An 18,336-nucleotide genomic window follows, 5' to 3' on the forward strand; every position below is an offset into this window, starting at 1 on the left:
GGATGCCCCTACAACAGGTCTACATATTTTGTGGGCACCCACAAGGGATGCCCCTACAATAGGTAATTCCTTGTTATGCCCAGCCTTGACTCTCGCCACCGACGCGAGCAGCACTAATTTTTTCATAATAACCGCTTTTCCGATAAGCCACCAATGGGTGCGGGTCGCGTCCCATTTCTAAGCGGACCTGCTCTAAAAGTGGGTTCACATCCGTTTCATACGCGCGTTGGAGGATGGACTCCGCTTCAACGAGATCGGCGGCATCCTGCGCGGCTGCGAGTGCTTCACGGTCAACGAGCAGTGCCTTTGTGTATGCCTTTTGGAGATTACAAACAGATTGGATACTCGCTTCTACCTTTGGCTTCAGATTGTGGCTCTGATCAATCATGTACGCGATGTCGGTTTCCGTATCGGGGTCGAGTTCTGCGGCGACCAATTCGGTGTAAATCAGGAAGAGTTCCTGTGGATTGATAGAACCGACCGTCAGATCGTCGTCGGCGTATTTCCTGCAGTTGAAGTGGAATCCACCGAGTTTTCCTTCGTCAATTAGGTAAGCAACGATGAACTCAATATTCGTGCCTTGCGGGTGATGCCCCAAGTCGATGAGGACCTGTGCTTTCTCACCGAGTTTTGTTGCCATGAGGTAGGCGGTGCCCCAATCGGGGAGGTCGGTATGGTAAAACGCTGGCTCGAAGAACTTATACTCAATGAGCATACGGGTGGCATCTGGAAGGGCATCGTAGACTTCAGTTAATGCTTCCTCCATCCACCGCTTGCGCTTCCTGAAATTCGACTGACCGGGGAAGTTAGTGCCGTCTGCGAACCACAAACTGAGCAGATCGGAGCCTGTTTTCTCCATGATGTCAACACACTCCAGCATGTGATCAATGGCGAGGCGACGGATATCAGCATCCGGGTTGCAGACGCTCCCGAGTTTATACGCCTGATCTTGGAAGACGTTCGGGTTAATCGCGCCGATACCGATACCGACATCCGCGGCGTACTGCTTCAAGGCACCCCAATCGTCGGTTTTATCCCACGGAATGTGGAGCGCGACTGTGGGAGCGATACCGGTGAAGCGGTGAACGGTGGCAGCGTCTTCCAAACGCTCTGCTGCATTTCGTGCCGCGCCGGGTTGTTCAAAGACCCCAAATCGGGTGCCGGAGTTACCGTAACCCCACGATGGCGTTTCAATGTGCTGCGTTTTGAGGTGGTCTTTGACGGTTTCTATCTGGATTCCCCGTTTTTCTAAGGTTTCGGCTAAAAGATCATAAGCGAGATTGCTCATTATGTTCGTTCCCTTCTTGGAGAGTGGTTGTCAGTTGTTAGTTATCAGTCTTCAGTTAAGAGGTTCCTATCAGCAGTCCCGAAGTTTGCAAGTATATCTAAAGTTGCGAAGTGTACTAAAGTTGTTGACCACTTTACAGACTTTAGCACATTTTACGGACTTTAAAACTTTTCAACAACTGATAACTGATAACCGAAAACTATATTGCCAATTCCTGAAAGATTTGTACAAGTTTTTCCTGCGTCGCGTTCGGATCCTCAATGATGATGCGTGCGCCGCCGATAACGTCCATGAATCCCAATTCACGCGGGTATCGCGGGACAACATGCAAATGATAATGCGGGATGCTCGCACCGGAGGCATCGCCCATGTTATAACCGACGTTGAAGCCGCGCGGCTGATAGGCACTCGTCAACACTTCAAAACAGAGACACTGGAGTTCATGAAGGTCTTGAACCTCTTCCTGATTCAACTCCCGTACATCAACGATATGTCGATTCGGAAAGATTAAGAGGTGCCCCGGACTGTAAGGATAGAGATTAAGCGATATGGTAAAACGCTCGGTTCGATGGACCTCAAGTCGTTCGACTTTATCATTTTTTTCGACGATTGCACACAGAATACAGGGGACATCTGGGCGGTTTTTTCCTTTGGCATAAGGCATTTTATTCGGTACGAAGAGGTTGTGTCGCATGGAAGCGTTCCTATTTACAATAATATACAGACAAATTATCAGTTTTCTTGAAAAAGATTAAATTTTTGATACATCTATGATATACTATTTCAGTAAAGCATGCAAGCAGATAATTATTAGCAGTCGGCTATCAGCCATCAGCCATCAGCAAAGAGCCTTTAGCAAAGTCGTCGGTACACTCCGCTAAACTTAATATTTTTTGAAGAAAGAAAACTGGCGCAGGTTATAATGAATGTGGCAGTGTTAAACGACCCACCAGTTTTTACAAGTTGCGACGAAAACCACAGATGAAAACCTGATAATTCTGCCCGTATCAAGCATGTTCTGTTTCTTCTTATTTGTTTTTCCCATCAACAGTTTTGCCCACAACCTTCTTTCCAAATTATATAAATGCACCTTGCTCGCGATTTACAAATTGTGAGCATATTGTAGGAGATTTTTGATGGAAAATAGAAATTCCTTTGCTCCCGCGCCATGCAGTGTAGGGGGTGAAGATGTGACAACGTGGGCTCTTCCTGACGGGGCTGTTGTCCGATTGGGGCGGGGTAGTGTTCGGGATATGGCATTCTCACCCGACGGACAGTATTTTGCAGTTGGTACATCAATTGGACTCTGGTTATATGAACTCCCGACACTCTCCCCGATTGCTCTCTGGAATACGGAACGCGGAATGACCAGTGATGTCACATTTTCACCGGATAGCCGTCGGATTGTGATGCGCACGTTTGCTGGAAATTTAATAGTATGGAATATTCAAAGCGGTGCTTGTATAGCACAAATGGAGGAATTCGATAATCAAGAGATTTGCCCACCCGTTTTCTCTCAAGATGGGCAACACCTCATTGCTGCTGATTATCGCATGAAAAATAGGAAGATTTACGTTTGGAATTCATACACCGGCCAGCAAGTAAAAGAAACGGAAATACATCACTCCTACAATGTCTATTCGCTCTGCTTTTCCCCGGATTTAAGCTTGTTGGCAGGTAAAAACAGTGATCCAGATAACATCGGCAGAAATATTGGTGATGGCGATTCAATTACGGTCTGGCAGGTAGACACTGGAGAACAAATTGCCAACATCACAGGACATTCTGAGCAGGTGCGAAAGTTCTGCTTTTCGCCATGTGAACAGTTCCTTGCCGCCGGCGGTTGGCACGGCACAATACATGTATGGGACGTGGCAAGTGGACAACTGGAGACGAACTATACCGATTATGGGGAATCCCAAATGTATCCATATTTTCTCCCAGAGGGTGCACTGATTACTGCCGCAGTTTCTGAACGCAAGATTGAGATTTGGCATGTAGAAAAAGGCGAGAAACTGGATGAATTTGAACACCGCGGGAGCAGGAGCAAGGTTCATTTTTCTGATAGTGGAACACAATTGGCACTTGCAAACTCCTGCGAGATCCAAATCTGGAAAAAAGGTAATAATTCCGACGCGCACACGCCTTCAACCCTTCATGGACACATCTCCACGGTGGATACGTTAGTCTTTTCGGCAGACGAAAAGACGCTCGCCTCTGCGTCTTGGGGTGACAATGTTCTTTTATGGGACATCACAAGTAAACGCTCGTACCATCCACAGAGTGAGAAATTACCTGCAAGCTCACATAATGTCTACCGATCTCCGAGTGGAAGACTCATTTCCATCAACGTATATGGAGACAACTTAAATGTGTTGGAGGTTGGTAAACGTGAACCGCTTGCTGAACTGACCGGATTGGAAGGGCAGTTGGGACGCGCCAAAGCATTCGCTCCCACGGGACATCGGATCGCAAGCGCGGATCAAGACAACAACATACACATCTGGGAGTGCTCGGGCGGTGAAAGTTGGAAAAAGCATACCACGATCGTCAACGATGAGGAATTTACTTACGGGTTGTTGCACAGTCCAACTGGGTTGGCATTTAGTCCTGATGGAAAACGACTTGCAAGTATATCACGGTCACGGGATTGGAAAGCCTGTTTGTGGGATGTTGACACCGGAAAACAGATTGCTGAACTCCCTTTAAAACCGCTAAGCGGCAGAACGTATCGTGGATATGACACCGGAATAGCGTTTTCACCGCGTGGCGACATCATCGCTGGTGGTAAATGGGGTGAGATTGTGTTGTGGGACGCAACAGATGGTAAAACACTTAGAACACTCCCACAACCCGAAGAAAGTCAAAGACCGATTACTTTATGCTTTTCACCGTGTGGCGAGTATTTGGCTTCCGGTGCTTGGTGGCAAGGCGGTTTGCAAAAGGTGCCTATCCGCTTATGGGAGGTCGCAAGTGGTGAAAATATCGCAACTTTTTGGGGACATACTACTGATGTTCAGTGCTTCGCATTTTCGCAGGACGGCACCCTTCTCGTAAGCGGTGGACACGATGGGGCGATTTACCTTTGGGATCTGAAGCCTTATCTGTAGCACGTAAGGAGATGTCTTAGTGGAAGACCGAAAACTAACAATCCCAGCACCAGTCGGTGCCGGTGGAGATGATGTGACAACATGGGCACTTCCTGAAGGCGCGATCGCCCGATTGGAGCGCGGGGGTGTAGGTGACAAAGAATTCTCACCGGATGGACGCTATCTCGCTGTCGCAACGAAGATAGGGCTCTGGTGGTATGAAGTGGCGACGATGTCGCCTGTAGCACTCTGGGAAACAGAACGGGGAATGGTCTCCGGTATTGCCTTCTCAGTTAATGAAAAATGGATAGCCATTAGCAATTGGGATAAGGTTTTGAAGGTTTGGGACATTCAACGCGGGGTCAGTATTGTCCAGATAGAACTCTCGAACTTTCGGGATTCTTTTGCCTTTTCTCCCGATGCCCGTTGGCTTGCCATTAGCAACCGCGACACGGGTAACGTTGAACTCCGAGAGCCAGAAACTGGTAAGATCGTCTCAACGTTGATTAGTGAAGCCGAAAAAGGTGGTGTGTTTAGGGGGATTACCTTTTCGCCAGATACACGTCTGCTTGCGTCCACAAGTCGTGACGACGCAAATGACGAGGTTGAATTCATAACAGTGTGGGATGTTAAAAGTGGTGAACGAATTGCCTGTCTCACAGGACACACCGGTTATATTTATAACCTCTGCTTTTCACCATGCGGTAGATTTCTTGCATCCGGTGGTGAAGAGGATGGTACAGTCCTCACCTGGAATGTTGGGAGTTGGGAACACATAAAAGCGTATACAGGTTACGGCAAATCTGACATGGTTCCCTCTTATTCGCCGGAGGGAGTGCTCCGCGTCGCAGCAGTATCTTATGACGATGATACCGTCACAGTGTGGAACCTGGAAAACAACGAAAAACTTTACACTGCCGATTCTGAAGCATCTGTGGCGTTTTCGAGTGGTTCTCAACTGGCTTACCAATACGGGCACGAATTTTTGGAAGTGTGGACGCTGGGTGACGCAAACCCACGCCGAACCGTCCAGACGCATATTTCATTCGTGGATACCTCTGAATCGCTGATATTTTCGCAGGACGGAAAGATAATAGTGGCGGAGTACAGATACGGTAGCGTCCTATTATGGGATATTGCAAGTAGACAGGCACGCCCAGCGATCCCAACAGAATCAGCAGCGAAGAATCAGCACATTCATGTCTCTTCCGCAGGAGAACTCTACGTTACCGGTATTCACAAAAACACCGTCACACTCTGGAAAGTTGGTAGTTGCGAGTCTCCAATTGCCGAATTTACCGGGAACAAACCTGCGCGTGTGGCTGCATTTACACCGATAAACAGTAAGTTAGCATCAGCACACGAAGGCGGTAACTTAATAGTATGGGATGTGCGAAGTAGAGACAGGCTACATGCGTTCAGGCATCCACTCCAGACACCAACCGATGATTCTGATCAGGTTGGGAAACTGATGTTCAGTCCAGATGGAAAACTCCTCATAAGTGACGCTCAATATGGACCAAATGTCCGACTCTGGGATGTGGAACGTGGCGAAGAGATACAAGAATTTCCAAGCGATGAATTCTGGGACATCGAAATGTTTTCTCCCTGTGGACGGTACCTTGTTGGCAGTGCCGGGAAAAACATTATCTTGTGGGATGTCAAACGTCGCGAGGTTCTGACGAAACTCCCTTTTCTGTGGGCATCTGAGTTCGCCTATTCTCCGTGTAGTTCATATTTAGCGTGTGGTGGGGAAGACCCGGAAGGTATTTTGTTATGGGATCTCAAACGCTGTGAAATCTATAAGCGATTACTACTGCCGGAGGGGGGTCAGGATGTGCATTCGTTGAGATTTTCGGACTGAGGGCAATACCTGGCATTCGGGGCTGCTTGGAAAGCAGGGATGGAAAAGGTGCCTATCTGCTTATGGGAGGTTGGGACCGGTAAGCATATTGTCACATTCTGGGGGCATACAACAGACGTGCAAGCAGTCGCCTTTTCACCGCATAATGAACTTTTGGCAAGTGCGAGTTTTGATGGATCTATTCTTCTCTGGGATTTGACACCATATCTGTAGTCCATTTAGGAAGGTTAATATGAAATATAGTCACATCTACAATCATCCACATACCAAAGAAAGCACGATTGCCTGAAGATTAATAACTTAATTGGGTAGTGTGTGGTGTTAATTGTCTGAACCAAGATTTACAGGATTAGAGGATTTACAAGATTACAGATACGCCTTGATTGAAACTGTCCTTGATAGAATCATCAAAACCAGTCAGTGATAGAGGCATGACTAAATGTGTTTGGGTGTAAAAAACGTGACTTTTTTCTCGTTTCGGTGTATGCTATTATTTCAACGCCATAAAACCAACGCGTCCCGGTTAGATAATGACTGTGGCGCGCCCGATGAGGACATAAGAAATGCCGAACCGGCACCCACTTCTGGATGTCAGAGAAATTGATGTAGATATTGAAGTATATTTAGAACAGATAGGTGAAATCACATATCGGTTTCCGGTGTATGACTCAAGGGATCAGTCATTCCAGACAGTGGTGGACTCCCAACGTTGGTTCGTCAAACACGGTAACACGGCACAAAATGTCCCGTGGCTCAAGCAAGCTGTTCGTTTTCATGCCGCTGTCCAGCACGAAGCAGTTCCTCAATTGCACAACGCTTTCACTACACCCGATGGATTCACACTGGTCTACGACTGGATAGATGGCGAGGGGCTGCGTCCGGAAAGGGAACTCCGTGCCGATGAAGTCCATCCGCGGGACAGGTTTTGTGCGTTGCCAGCAGCTGAAATTATTGATGCGCTTAACGTCATATACGATGTCCACATCCTCATCGAAAAAAGAGGCTTCATCGCTGAAGACTTTTATGACGGCTCTATTATTTATAACTTTGAGAAGAAACAGGTCCATCTGTTCGATTTCGATTTCTATCATCCGGGACCTTTTATAAATGACCGAGGACGGTTATATGGCTCAAGCCGTTTTATGGCACCGGAGGAATTTCAGAAAGGCGAACGCATCGACGAAAGAACAAATGTCTTTATGTTAGGGCGTACAGCGTTCGTATTTCTTGCTAACAACAGCGATGTCCGAAATAATTGGAAGGGAAGCGATGCTATGTGGCACGTCGCGAAAAAAGCGACAAATGTAGACAAACAGTTGCGATACCCATCCGTCCAAGAATTTGCTTCGGCGTGGCACACCGCGATTGCTAATGACTCAATTCTGATGGCTTGATTTGATCCAGACAGAATAAGAAACCGAGTAGATTCCCAGAGACACTGCGACTTCACCGAACACCATCATGGAATGAAATGGAATGATGAACAGGAGGTCCATAGTTAAAAAAATGAAAAAAATTACTGACAACGAAATCCAATTCTTTAACGAAAACGGTTATCTTATTTTAAAACGGGTGATCCAGCCAGATGAACTCGCTGTTACACAAAGCGAAAGTCAACGGCTTATTGACGAAATTTTGGCAGGCGGACCGGCAGATGAATGGTGTAACCGTGGACCGGAACGGATTCCTTATTATCTGACCTATTTGCATTCCCATCCGAACGAATTCTCGCTGCGGTTACTTGGCCATCCGTTCATTGGGGATCTGCTGCACCGGATCATCGGACCCGATTTTATCCCATGCTATGAATCCCTTGTTTTCAAACTGCCGAAACACGGTTCTTCCGTCCGGTGGCACAGGGATGGCAACGCAATCCGTGAGAACCACCCGATCTTCAATGTTGACATATATCTTGATGATTCGACCGTTGATAATGGGTGCGTTTGGGTCATTCCGAAAAGCCATCTCTGGGGAATTGAAGAGGCACAGGAGGTTATTGAGAGAGGCGAAGTCAATTTTGAACGAGAAGACGCAGTGCCTGCAGAGGTGGAACCGGGTGATATTTTACTTCACCATACTAAAGTCTTGCACGGCAGTAAAATCAACACGAGTGATACACTTCGCCGAGTTATTTATTTCGATCAGCGGACACCACGGTGGAACGAGCAGTATAAATGGTGGCAATCGGAGTTTTTGACACAACGGTGCAAAATGTATCAACGCGCGCTTCATGAACGCCGCACAAACCCGTATTCCTCCGACACCGAGCAGTTCGCTTACGAGGTGCCATCCGACATGCCAACATGGGATCCAAACGACGATTTTGATCTGCGGATTCAGCACCGCGCTTATGCATATAAAGAATAACAGAAAGGTCTATGGTTAAAAATATGAACGTTCTACTGATAGGTGGTTCGGGACACGTTGGAACCATGACGCTTCCGTATATGAAGAGCCATCACAATTTTCGGGTGCTTGACCTCAACCCGCCTAAAGATACCTCTGTAGATTATATCCAAGGATCCGTTACCGATCCGGACATCGTTCAGGAAGCGTTGAAAGGAATGGATACGTTTGTCTACATGGTGATGCTGCAACCGACGAGCGATCGCTCCTCTGCCGCGGATTTCAGCGACATCGTCGCAAACTACGAGGTAAACGCAAAAGGGCTGCATATCGTTCTACATGCAGCAAAGGAAGCTGGCATCCAACACGCTGTCTATACAAGCACTTTCACTGTGCATGAACGGACGCGAAACAATTTTCCGTATGAAGATGTCGTGCCGCGGGATAATCCGGGTGTTTACGGATTAACCAAGGGTTTTGGTGAGCAGGTTTGTGAATACTTTGTGCGAGAACACGGCATGTCGCTCATCGCTTTGCGTATCACGGGTCCCTCTACACGTGAACAGTGGCTTGAGCGTTATAACCAACCGAAAGATTCGTCAGTGCATATCTGGTGGACGGATGAGGAAGACTTAGCGAATGCGTATCTCGCGGCTATCTCGGTCGAACATGAAGGTTTTGACGCTTTTTTCATTGCGGGAGATCATGAACAGAAGGAGATTAATCTCTCAAAAGCGAAACGCTTGCTCGGTTGGGAACCCTTGACGCATACACGTGTGTGAACAGTTCTATAAATAGAGAGCCTCACAATGAAAACGAAGTTACTTTCCATTTTTCTGACGCTTATTGTCATCCCAATTCCGCTTTTACCTAACACTTTCGCTCAAGACTATACGCAATGGGAGTTACCTGAGGGTGCTATCGCGCGACTGGGTAAAGGTGGAATCAATAAGATTCAGTATTCTCCTGACAACAGGTTTTTGGCGGTAGCAAGTACTATCGGCATTTGGATCTACGATGCAGTTACGCTTCAAGAGGCACTCCTCTTTGCAGGAAATACGAATGGGATTAATTGTGTGTCGCTGAGTCCGGATGGACGCATTTTTGCTGTCGGCACCGGTCAGGTGCTCCAACTCTGGGATACCATCCTCGGCGAGCATCAGGCAACACTCACTGGGCATACGAATGGGATATTCGATGTCGTGTTCAGTTCAGATGGACAGACTATCGTAACTGGCAGCAGCGATGGTACGATCCGCCTCTGGGACACACATACTGGAGAGCAGACAAAAACATTCGCAAAAGGTGTCAACTGGATTAACCGTGTCGCGCTGAGCCCGGATGGAAAAATAGTTGCCGGTGGCACCAATGATGGCTCCCTTAACATCTGGAACGTAACGACTGATGAACACAAGAAAACACTCACAGGGCATGAGCACTGGATTAATGCTGTCGCATTCAGTCTGGATGGGCAGACCCTCGTAAGTGGCGGCTATGACGGGAACATCCGAATGTGGGATGTAAACACAGGTGCACACAAGAAAACACTGACAATGGATGGAATTGGCGATAGCATTGTGTTCAGTCCTTCTGGTCATATCTTCGCGACTGGAACTGCCGCTGGGAATATTCACCTCTGGGACGCAGAAACCGGTGAATACCAGAAAACACTCACTGGGCATCCCTGGGGTGCCAGTAGCGTCGCGTTTAGTCCGGACGGCAACACTATCGTTAGCGGTGGGGCTGGTAACATCCGCTTCTGGGATGTAATGACCGGTGAACACAAGAAAACAATCTTCGGTCACAGTGGTATGGTAAGAAGCATCGCGTTCAGTCCCGATGGCACTATCCTCGCAAGTGGGAATTACGATAGTACGGTCCGCCTCTGGAATACGACGACCGGTGAACACAAAATGACGTTCACTGGAAATACTTGGGACGTTCAGAGTGTGGCATTCAGTCCCGATGACACCATCCTCGCAAGTGGGAATTATGATGGCAATATCCGCTTGTGGGACACGACGACCGGCAAACAGATAAGGATGCTTGAGGGTCATACTGAAGGCATTTATAGCGTGGTGTTCAGTCCGGATGGGAAAACAATTGCCAGCGGAAGTGAGGACGACACGCTTCGTCTGTGGGATGTCCATACCGGCGAACACAAATTGATCCTCTCTGGACATGATGTCCATATCGATAAACAGATGCAGGATCACCCTGAACATGCTGAAGATGTTTACAGTGTAGCATTCAGCCCAGATGGAAAAACCCTCGCAAGTGGGCATCACGATGGAACGATACATCTTTGGGATGCCGATACGGGCAAGCATCAGACGGCACTCATTGGGCATACATGGACGGTTTGGAGCGTTAGTTTCAGTCCCGATGGCAAGACCCTCGCAAGTGGGAGCGGGGACGATACGATCCACCTCTGGGACGTAGCTACCGGCAAGCGTCGGGTAAAGTTTGAACCTTTCGCAGGGACAGTTTTCAGCGTGGCATTCAGTCCTGATGGCAAGACGTTGGCGCATGGAAACGACAACAATACGATACACCTCTGGAGTGTAGATACCCGCGAACCACCAAAGATCCTCACAGGGCATTCGCGGCGGGTCTGGCAGGTCGCGTTCAGTCCAGATGGAAAAACCCTCGCAAGTGGGAGTGGTGACGGCACGGTGCTGCTGTGGCGGCTGCGTTAGCACTGCCGAACGGCTCCGTAATTTGACAAAAACCTCATTGCATGATACAATATACTGAACATAAATCCAAGAAACTACACCAAAACAAGCGTGGTTACTTGTTGAACCACCTGTCCTAACCACAATCTTGTTCTATTTTTTTGTAAGGTAAGGAAAAAATCGTCTATGACGCACGCAGAACTAACTTTAACGGAACGTCGCCCGTTTCAAACCCAACGCCGAGATACTTGGTGGTTACAACCTTTAGCTGTATTTATCGGGTTGGGACTCTTCGTCCTTTACGGACTCTTTCGCGTTTTTGAAGGTGATCATTTCATTCATGGCCCCTACCTGTCCCCTCTCTACTCACCGGTGCTTTTCGGGACTGAAGGTGTCGCGCATAGCGTTGAGCACAGTTGGTTTGGTAAGATGCCGTCTTGGGTGCCAGGTTTCATTACTCCGGCAGTCCTGATTATGTGGATGCCACTCGGATTTCGCTTTACCTGCTACTACTATCGTGGCGCGTATTACAAAGCGTTTTGGGCAGACCCACCCTCTTGCACAGTGTCAGAGCCTCGCAATAATTATAGGGGCGAACACTCGTTTCCCTTGATTATACAGAATATCCATAGATATTTCCTTTATATCGCGCTCATCTTTCTCGGTATCCTCGCTTACGATGTATGGAAAGCACTCTGGTTCGACGATGGGAATGGTGGAACGACTTTCGGTATTGGCATAGGCACTATCATTTTGGCAGGTAATGTCGTCCTTTTAGGGGGTTACACGCTTGGATGCCACTCTTTACGACACTTAGTCGGCGGTGGTATTGATTTGCTCTCCAAAGCACCCATTCGTCGGGGGGCATATAACTGTGTCAGTTGTTTAAATCATCGGCACATGCTCTGGGCATGGATGAGTCTCTGTTGGGTCGGTTTTTCCGATGTATATGTCCGTTTTATAGCACCGGCAATAGGTCAAGACTGGATTACATTTTAATAGGAGTTACAAATTTCCTCTTAAAATCCGCTGATAAAGGAGATTTAGGAGGTTAAATAACTAAAATATCTACTGTTTTGATAATATATCTTGCTTGTGGAGACAATGTGCCTAAATCCTGTTGGCTTATGTAGAAAGTATGTGCTACTGCTGTCACAAAGTCAATAAAAATGCAGGTTAAATTTACCATTAACATTTATTTTTAACATGAATTGTCCTGTTTACTTACAATTTTGAAAATGATCATATCAGTATGTATGGAGAATACATGTTACATTTTGATTATTTGAATCCCGGTTCTCGGATTAATTTGCCAGAAGTTGCAGCATGCCTGAATGTTCAAATTCCAGAATTTGAGATTCTTGCAAGTCATCCTGGAGGTATGGGTATATGTTTTCAACTCAAAAGTCTGTCCAATCTTGAAACTTATGCCCTTAAATGTATTCGCCCCGACTTGCTTGGGGACCAAGATTCTTTTGAACGCTTCCACGAAGAATTAATTGAAGAAACTCAGACAGTTGCAATGCGCCGCCTTGCAATCCGTAGGGATGTCCATAGCATTGAAGAAGCAGCTGCAGTTTTAAGAATACGGAGAGATCATCTACGGAATCGCGATTTACCCCGGGCAATGAGTCTTGCAGAAAAACAGTATAGCCTCATTAAGGAAGGATTGGTTTTAAACCCTCTTTTCCCTTCCTTACGAATTTCTGAAATTCAATTCCTTCGATTTGCTCTTAGTGGTGATAAAATTCTCAATGCTTGTCAAACAATGATGGACGATCAAAAAATTCACCGCACATACCGACAACTCGCTTTTTTGGAAGAGGTTGAGGAGATTAGTGAAGGTCAACATTTTAAATTTGCTCTGGAAATGATAGATAAAACCGTAAGTGAGGATGCATTTTCAACAAATTTTGACGCGACACTCCAAAAAAGACTATTTTTTATCAAACACAAAATTTATGCCGAACGATACATGATAGGAAGAGACGACCAGTCAGGCAAACGCATATTCATCCGAGAAATTATTGATTACTTTCTTGAAAAGGAGGATGGGAAATATCCGCATCCTGTCATGACAGCGCTAGTGCTTGAATGGATGGGACACATTAACGAGGCGGAAGATCTATTTCGTGAGGTTATTAAAACTTCCGAAGATTCATGGGAATCAGGTAAAGAATTGGTATTACTTCTTCAGCGAGATGGACGTTTGAAAGAAGCTTTATCTGAAGCGAATCTTCTTGTTGAATCAGCCCCTTGGCGAGCTGAAAGTTTTGACGTGTTAAGTTACCTTGCTGAAAAAGTTGGTGATACTAAACTGGCAAATCACGCAAAAAAGAAGGGCAACCTGATCTTTGATAAAGAGAAAAAACTTTTCGAGAAATTAAGAACTCTTATATCGTAACCCTATACTCTGCACTTCTGTAGTTCTCCGGGGCCGCTCACGTTTTAAATCTATAGAGAGGTATAAACCATGGTTACTTTGGATGATATTTTAGTGGATCACATAACAACTAAAATTGAACAAGACAATTTGGTTCCACAACTCCTATATTTATGCAATGAAAACTTAATCAATGAAATCAAAGAAATCGGATCTAATATCGCATTAGATGTTGCTTCTAAAATGCAAGGCACGAATCCATACGATTTATCTATGCGAATAACTGCTGATCAAGAGAACGAATCTCTACTTTCTAATTCCAAGGCAGCACAAGAGGCTAACGCACGACATGATACGACACTGAGAATATGTGATCGAATTGCAAGTGCTGAAGTTGCAATGAAGGTAATGGAAGACTTGAGAAGTAAATATGGGGAGCCTCAATAGAGCAATACTTGAAATTAGAAGGATAGACACTAGAATTAGCGTTAACACACTGGATTATTCCTCGGAATTAAACAGTTTGTCAGTTCGGTAGAGCATAGCGAAACTTAAGAAAAAATGCATACTTCTACCACGGAAAGACAGCAATTTTAGACAATATAAATTACATGCTGGGGAAAGTGAGGGAATTTTAATTTGGCATCTTACGAAACCCATGAATATGATGTATTGATAATCGGAGCCGGTGGTGCCGGACTTCGTGCTGCGATTGAAGCCGCTGTAGGCGACCTTAAGGTAGGACTTGTCTGCAAATCTTTGCTTGGTAAAGCACACACCGTTATGGCAGAGGGTGGTGTCGCCGCTGCTTTGGCGAATGTTGACGAAAGAGACAGTTGGCGTGTGCATTTCGCTGACACGATGCGCGGCGGCCAGTATCTCTCCGACGCACGAATGGCGGAACTTCATGCCCAAGAATCACCAGACCGTGTGCGTGAACTTGAAGCCTGGGGTGCACTCTTTGACCGGACACAGGATGGAGGTATCCTCCAGCGAAACTTCGGTGGACACCAATACCCGCGCCTTGCACACGTCGGTGACAGGACGGGATTGGAAATGATTCGCGCCCTACAAGATCACGGTATTCACCAAGGCATTGAGGTGCACATGGAGAATACGATCATTTCGCTCCTCAAAACCGGGGACAGAGTATCGGGTGCTTTCGGTTATGAACGCGAAAAAGGACGCTTCAAAGTCTTCACCGCAAAAGCCGTCGTTTTGGCAACGGGTGGTGTCGGAAAGGCATACAAAATTACGAGCAACAGTTGGGAATACACCGGTGATGGACACTCTCTCGCATATCACGCTGGCGCAGAACTGATTGACATGGAGTTCGTCCAATTTCATCCGACCGGTATGGTATGGCCCCCCAGTGTTCGAGGTATCTTGGTTACAGAGGGGGTACGTGGTGAAGGCGGTATCCTTACAAACAGTGAAGACAGACGCTTCATGTTTGACGATATTCCCGAACTCTATGTAAATCAAACAGCAGATAATCCTGAAGAGGGCTGGCGGTATACACAAGGCGACCGAGAGGCACGTCGTCCCCCTGAACTCCTCACACGCGATCACGTTGCACGCTGCATCGTCCGAGAAGTACAGGAAGGACGTGGGAGCCCACACGGTGGTGTGTTCTTAGATATTGCGTGGATAAAGGAGAAAATTCCAAACGCCCCAGAACATATCCGTAGAAAGCTGCCGAGCATGTACCATCAATTCAAAGAACTCGCCGACATTGACATCACGGAGGAACCGATGGAGGTCGGTCCGACAACGCATTATATCATGGGCGGTATCCGTGTTGATGCGGATTCACAGATGACAGCGGTTCCAGGACTTTTCGCTGCGGGTGAATGCGCTGCAGGTTTACACGGTGCGAACAGACTCGGCGGTAACTCACTATCTGATCTACTCGTTTTCGGTAAGCGTGCTGGCGAATATGCAGCGCAGTTTGCAACGGAAAACGAGGCGGTACCACTCGATGAAGCGCAAATTGATGAAGTCGCTGTGCACACCTTAAAACCGTTTGAGAATCCACCAGATGACGGCAACGGAGACAAGATGGGACCTTATGACATTCAGGCACAACTGCAAGAAAAAATGCAGGAACTGGTAGGGATTGCCCGAAGCCAAGAGAGTCTCACACAAGCGTTGGAGGAGATTCAGAACTTACGCGAAAAAGCCGAGATCGTCCACGCTATCGGCAATCGAGAATACAACTCCGGATGGCATACCGCGCTTGATCTCGATTGCCTACTCACGGTCTCCGAGGCGATCGCGCTTGCGGCATTAGAACGTAAGGCGAGTATCGGCGCGCACTCACGGGACGATTATCCAGAAAAAGAGGAATCCGGTGCGGGGAAATACAACACAATCGTCAAGAAGGCAGACGACGGCACAATGGAAATCCGGCGGCATCCGGTTGCTGAACTTCGAGCCGACCTGCAGGAAATCATAGACGAGATGGGATAGATAGTTTTCGGTTATCAGTTGTTGGTTAAAGAGGTTTCAGATGACGATAACCTAAACGGGAAAGGGAGGAAAGCAGTTGATGATTGTCTGGGGATAGTCGCGTCACAACAGACGTAACCGATAACTCTCACTGCGAGGCAAACTATTATGGCGAAAGCAACATTTAGAATCTGGCGTGGCAATGCAGATGGTGCGGAATTTGTCGATTATGATACCGAGGTTTCTGAAGGCATGGTGGTCTTAGACGCTGTGCACCGTATCCAAGCTGAACAGGCGAATGACATGGCTGTTCGCTGGAACTGTAAGGCAGGAAAATGCGGCTCCTGTTCCGCCGAAGTCAATGGGCAACCGAAGTTGATGTGTATGACGCGCCTCAACGACTTACCCCTTGATGAACCTGTCACAGTCGAACCGATGCGGGCATTCCCACTCATTAAGGACCTCGTTACGGACGTGTCGTGGAACTTCAAAGTCAAAGAGAAGATGAAACCCTTTACGCCACGGCCGCCTGATGCGGAAGATGGCACATGGCGAATGGAACAGGAAGACATTGATCATGTCCAAGAGTTTCGGAAGTGTATTGAGTGCTTCCTCTGCCAAGATGTCTGTCATGTTCTCAGGGAGCACGACTTGCATGATGAATTCATCGGACCCCGATTCTTTGTTTACGCCGCTTCTTTGGAAATGCATCCAATTGACACCGAAAACCGGCTGGAGGAACTGAAGGATTCGGATGGCATCGGGTATTGCAACATCACCAAATGTTGTACCAAGGTATGCCCGGAGCATATTACAATTACCGACAATGCCATCATTCCGCTCAAGGAGCGCGTTGTCGATCAATTTTACGATCCGATCAAAAAACTTTTTCGCGTCTTTAGTCGTTAAGCATATTGCTTAGATTAACGAAAAAATGAATTGACTTTCCTCAAAGTTTGTGGTAGACTTTCCACACCTTTGACGAAACCGATATACGAGTTTACAAATTCGACATAATGATACCCATAGTTTCTTTTGACCTATTCCGGAGATCTGATAATCATGAGAACCAGCAAGAATGATATTTTAAGAGTCGGCGTGATTGGACCAGGTGGTGCGGGACGTGGGAACACACTCGGTTTCGCAACTCGTCCTGATGCAGAAGTTGTCGCCGCCGCGGATACACACGAAGGAAGTTTGGATGCTTTAGAGAATGGACTTCAAGAGAGAGTCGAAGACTATAAAGCAAACAGTTTTAAACGCTACCTCGGTGATTACGAATTCATTGAGATGCTCAATCATGAAGACCTTGACATAGTTGGCGTTTTCTCGCCCCATTCCCTGCACGATATTCATGTGAAATATGCCCTCCGCGCAGGTTGCCATGTCATTGTCGAAAAACCGATGGCGAACATCGTCGGTGATGCAATCACCATAACCAGAATTGCGATGGGGAGCGGGTTACACCTCGTCGGTGGGTATCAACGACATTACGAAGACACCTATATGGCAGCCAGACGCGCAATCGCTGAAGGACGTATCGGAAACCTACAGAAATTTGAGGTTTACATGGCACAACGATGGGGCGCGGGCGGATGGCGCGGAGACCCACGCTTCTCTGGCGGTGGACAGCCTAACGACTCTGGCAGCCATCTCCAAGACATATTCTTGTGGATGATCGGTGCTTTGCCAACTGAAGTTTACGGAACAACCGACATGAAATTTGAGGACGACGACGGGAATCTCGTTCCGAAGTTTGTTGAAATTAATTCTTACTCCGATGTAGCCTTAGATAACGGTGCCGAAGGCACCATCACGATCCTTGGTAACACACGCGTCGGGTTTGAAGAATGGGTAATTCTTGAGGGCGACGAAGGTACGATCGAAATCAAAGGGGGGATCCGGTACATCCCCAAGGGCGGTGAGGCAGAACCTCTTACTTATCCGCGTCCAGAAGGCTATCCGCGCAACAAAGTCGATCAACTCGTCGGTTTGGTGAAAGGTGAGTACGACACAAACTATACCTCCGGTATCAATGGTGTACGCACCAGTTGGTTGACAAATTCGATTCTGGAAGCAGGAAGAGGACCCGATGCGAAAAATAGGGTGGATTGCGATGCCCTCATCCAGAAAGAGGGTTACACGCGTCAAGACGTTTCAGCCTTGATTGATGAATGTGCGTCCAGATCGTGCTATTAGAACACGCGGATGTCCATTCTCGCAGCCGTCCTTGAACG

General features: G+C 47.2%; 15 protein-coding genes. 13 read left to right on the top strand and 2 right to left on the bottom strand.

The window, feature by feature from the left end; translation table 11 throughout:
• Positions 1-73: 73 nt before the first annotated feature.
• Both rhaI and OXH39_16410 read right to left on the bottom strand, forming a co-directional pair.
• On the bottom strand, positions 74-1,288 hold the full coding sequence (gene rhaI, locus OXH39_16405; GenBank protein ID MCY3552044.1) for an L-rhamnose isomerase: 1,215 nt from the start codon (positions 1,286-1,288) through the stop codon (positions 74-76).
• A 199-nt stretch (positions 1,289-1,487) separates the two neighbouring features.
• The gene (locus tag OXH39_16410) at positions 1,488-1,982 is read right to left on the bottom strand and encodes an HIT domain-containing protein (GenBank protein MCY3552045.1); all 495 of its coding nucleotides are present in this window, start codon (positions 1,980-1,982) and stop codon (positions 1,488-1,490) included.
• A gap of 442 nt (positions 1,983-2,424) precedes the next feature.
• On the opposite strand from OXH39_16410, the gene OXH39_16415 reads away from it, so the two are divergent.
• The 13 genes from OXH39_16415 to OXH39_16475 all read left to right on the top strand — a co-directional run bounded on the left by OXH39_16415 (position 2,425) and on the right by OXH39_16475 (position 18,298).
• Positions 2,425-4,398: a WD40 repeat domain-containing protein gene (locus OXH39_16415; protein ID MCY3552046.1), complete on the top strand. Its 1,974-nt coding sequence runs from the start codon at positions 2,425-2,427 to the stop codon at positions 4,396-4,398.
• A gap of 19 nt (positions 4,399-4,417) precedes the next feature.
• Complete coding sequence (locus OXH39_16420; protein ID MCY3552047.1) at positions 4,418-6,241, top strand: WD40 repeat domain-containing protein; 1,824 nt, start codon at positions 4,418-4,420, stop codon at positions 6,239-6,241.
• A 39-nt stretch (positions 6,242-6,280) separates the two neighbouring features.
• A complete protein-coding gene (locus tag OXH39_16425) occupies positions 6,281-6,454 on the top strand; it encodes a hypothetical protein (GenBank protein MCY3552048.1) in 174 nt (57 codons plus the stop codon).
• A gap of 350 nt (positions 6,455-6,804) precedes the next feature.
• Positions 6,805-7,635 carry a serine/threonine protein kinase gene (locus tag OXH39_16430; GenBank protein ID MCY3552049.1) on the top strand — a complete coding sequence of 277 codons (831 nt, stop codon included), beginning with the start codon at positions 6,805-6,807 and terminating at the stop codon, positions 7,633-7,635.
• Positions 7,636-7,747: 112 nt separating this feature from the next.
• A complete protein-coding gene (locus OXH39_16435) occupies positions 7,748-8,608 on the top strand; it encodes a phytanoyl-CoA dioxygenase family protein (protein MCY3552050.1) in 861 nt (286 codons plus the stop codon).
• An 11-nt stretch (positions 8,609-8,619) separates the two neighbouring features.
• Positions 8,620-9,369, top strand: coding sequence for an NAD(P)-dependent oxidoreductase (locus OXH39_16440; GenBank protein MCY3552051.1), 750 nt, complete (start codon positions 8,620-8,622; stop codon positions 9,367-9,369).
• Between the two features lie 27 nt (positions 9,370-9,396).
• Positions 9,397-11,286 (top strand): WD40 repeat domain-containing protein, encoded by a 1,890-nt coding sequence (locus tag OXH39_16445; protein MCY3552052.1) that lies wholly within the window; start codon positions 9,397-9,399, stop codon positions 11,284-11,286.
• Between the two features lie 165 nt (positions 11,287-11,451).
• Positions 11,452-12,264: a succinate dehydrogenase gene (locus tag OXH39_16450; protein ID MCY3552053.1), complete on the top strand. Its 813-nt coding sequence runs from the start codon at positions 11,452-11,454 to the stop codon at positions 12,262-12,264.
• 268 nt (positions 12,265-12,532) lie between these two features.
• Positions 12,533-13,669 (top strand): hypothetical protein, encoded by a 1,137-nt coding sequence (locus tag OXH39_16455; GenBank protein ID MCY3552054.1) that lies wholly within the window; start codon positions 12,533-12,535, stop codon positions 13,667-13,669.
• Between the two features lie 69 nt (positions 13,670-13,738).
• Complete coding sequence (locus tag OXH39_16460; GenBank protein MCY3552055.1) at positions 13,739-14,095, top strand: hypothetical protein; 357 nt, start codon at positions 13,739-13,741, stop codon at positions 14,093-14,095.
• 192 nt (positions 14,096-14,287) lie between these two features.
• A complete protein-coding gene (locus OXH39_16465) occupies positions 14,288-16,120 on the top strand; it encodes a fumarate reductase/succinate dehydrogenase flavoprotein subunit (GenBank protein ID MCY3552056.1) in 1,833 nt (610 codons plus the stop codon).
• Positions 16,121-16,267: 147 nt separating this feature from the next.
• The gene (locus OXH39_16470) at positions 16,268-17,008 is read left to right on the top strand and encodes a succinate dehydrogenase/fumarate reductase iron-sulfur subunit (GenBank protein MCY3552057.1); all 741 of its coding nucleotides are present in this window, start codon (positions 16,268-16,270) and stop codon (positions 17,006-17,008) included.
• 153 nt (positions 17,009-17,161) lie between these two features.
• A complete protein-coding gene (locus OXH39_16475; protein ID MCY3552058.1) occupies positions 17,162-18,298 on the top strand; it encodes a Gfo/Idh/MocA family oxidoreductase in 1,137 nt (378 codons plus the stop codon).
• Positions 18,299-18,336: the final 38 nt, after the last annotated feature.

The sequence above is a fragment of the Candidatus Poribacteria bacterium genome (genome assembly GCA_026702755.1).
Taxonomy (GTDB): domain Bacteria; phylum Poribacteria; class WGA-4E; order WGA-4E; family WGA-3G; genus WGA-3G.

What these genes read in the sequence shown, in the direction of transcription:
- rhaI (MCY3552044.1), bottom strand. Translation starts at nt 1,288, where the DNA reads ATGAGCAATCTCGCTTATGATCTTTTAGCCGAAACCTTAGAAAAACGG.
- OXH39_16410 (MCY3552045.1), bottom strand. Translation starts at nt 1,982, where the DNA reads ATGCGACACAACCTCTTCGTACCGAATAAAATGCCTTATGCCAAAGGA.
- OXH39_16415 (MCY3552046.1), top strand. Translation starts at nt 2,425, where the DNA reads ATGGAAAATAGAAATTCCTTTGCTCCCGCGCCATGCAGTGTAGGGGGT.
- OXH39_16425 (MCY3552048.1), top strand. Translation starts at nt 6,281, where the DNA reads ATGGAAAAGGTGCCTATCTGCTTATGGGAGGTTGGGACCGGTAAGCAT.
- OXH39_16430 (MCY3552049.1), top strand. Translation starts at nt 6,805, where the DNA reads ATGCCGAACCGGCACCCACTTCTGGATGTCAGAGAAATTGATGTAGAT.
- OXH39_16435 (MCY3552050.1), top strand. Translation starts at nt 7,748, where the DNA reads ATGAAAAAAATTACTGACAACGAAATCCAATTCTTTAACGAAAACGGT.
- OXH39_16440 (MCY3552051.1), top strand. Translation starts at nt 8,620, where the DNA reads ATGGTTAAAAATATGAACGTTCTACTGATAGGTGGTTCGGGACACGTT.
- OXH39_16445 (MCY3552052.1), top strand. Translation starts at nt 9,397, where the DNA reads ATGAAAACGAAGTTACTTTCCATTTTTCTGACGCTTATTGTCATCCCA.
- OXH39_16450 (MCY3552053.1), top strand. Translation starts at nt 11,452, where the DNA reads ATGACGCACGCAGAACTAACTTTAACGGAACGTCGCCCGTTTCAAACC.
- OXH39_16455 (MCY3552054.1), top strand. Translation starts at nt 12,533, where the DNA reads ATGTTACATTTTGATTATTTGAATCCCGGTTCTCGGATTAATTTGCCA.
- OXH39_16460 (MCY3552055.1), top strand. Translation starts at nt 13,739, where the DNA reads ATGGTTACTTTGGATGATATTTTAGTGGATCACATAACAACTAAAATT.
- OXH39_16470 (MCY3552057.1), top strand. Translation starts at nt 16,268, where the DNA reads ATGGCGAAAGCAACATTTAGAATCTGGCGTGGCAATGCAGATGGTGCG.
- OXH39_16475 (MCY3552058.1), top strand. Translation starts at nt 17,162, where the DNA reads ATGAGAACCAGCAAGAATGATATTTTAAGAGTCGGCGTGATTGGACCA.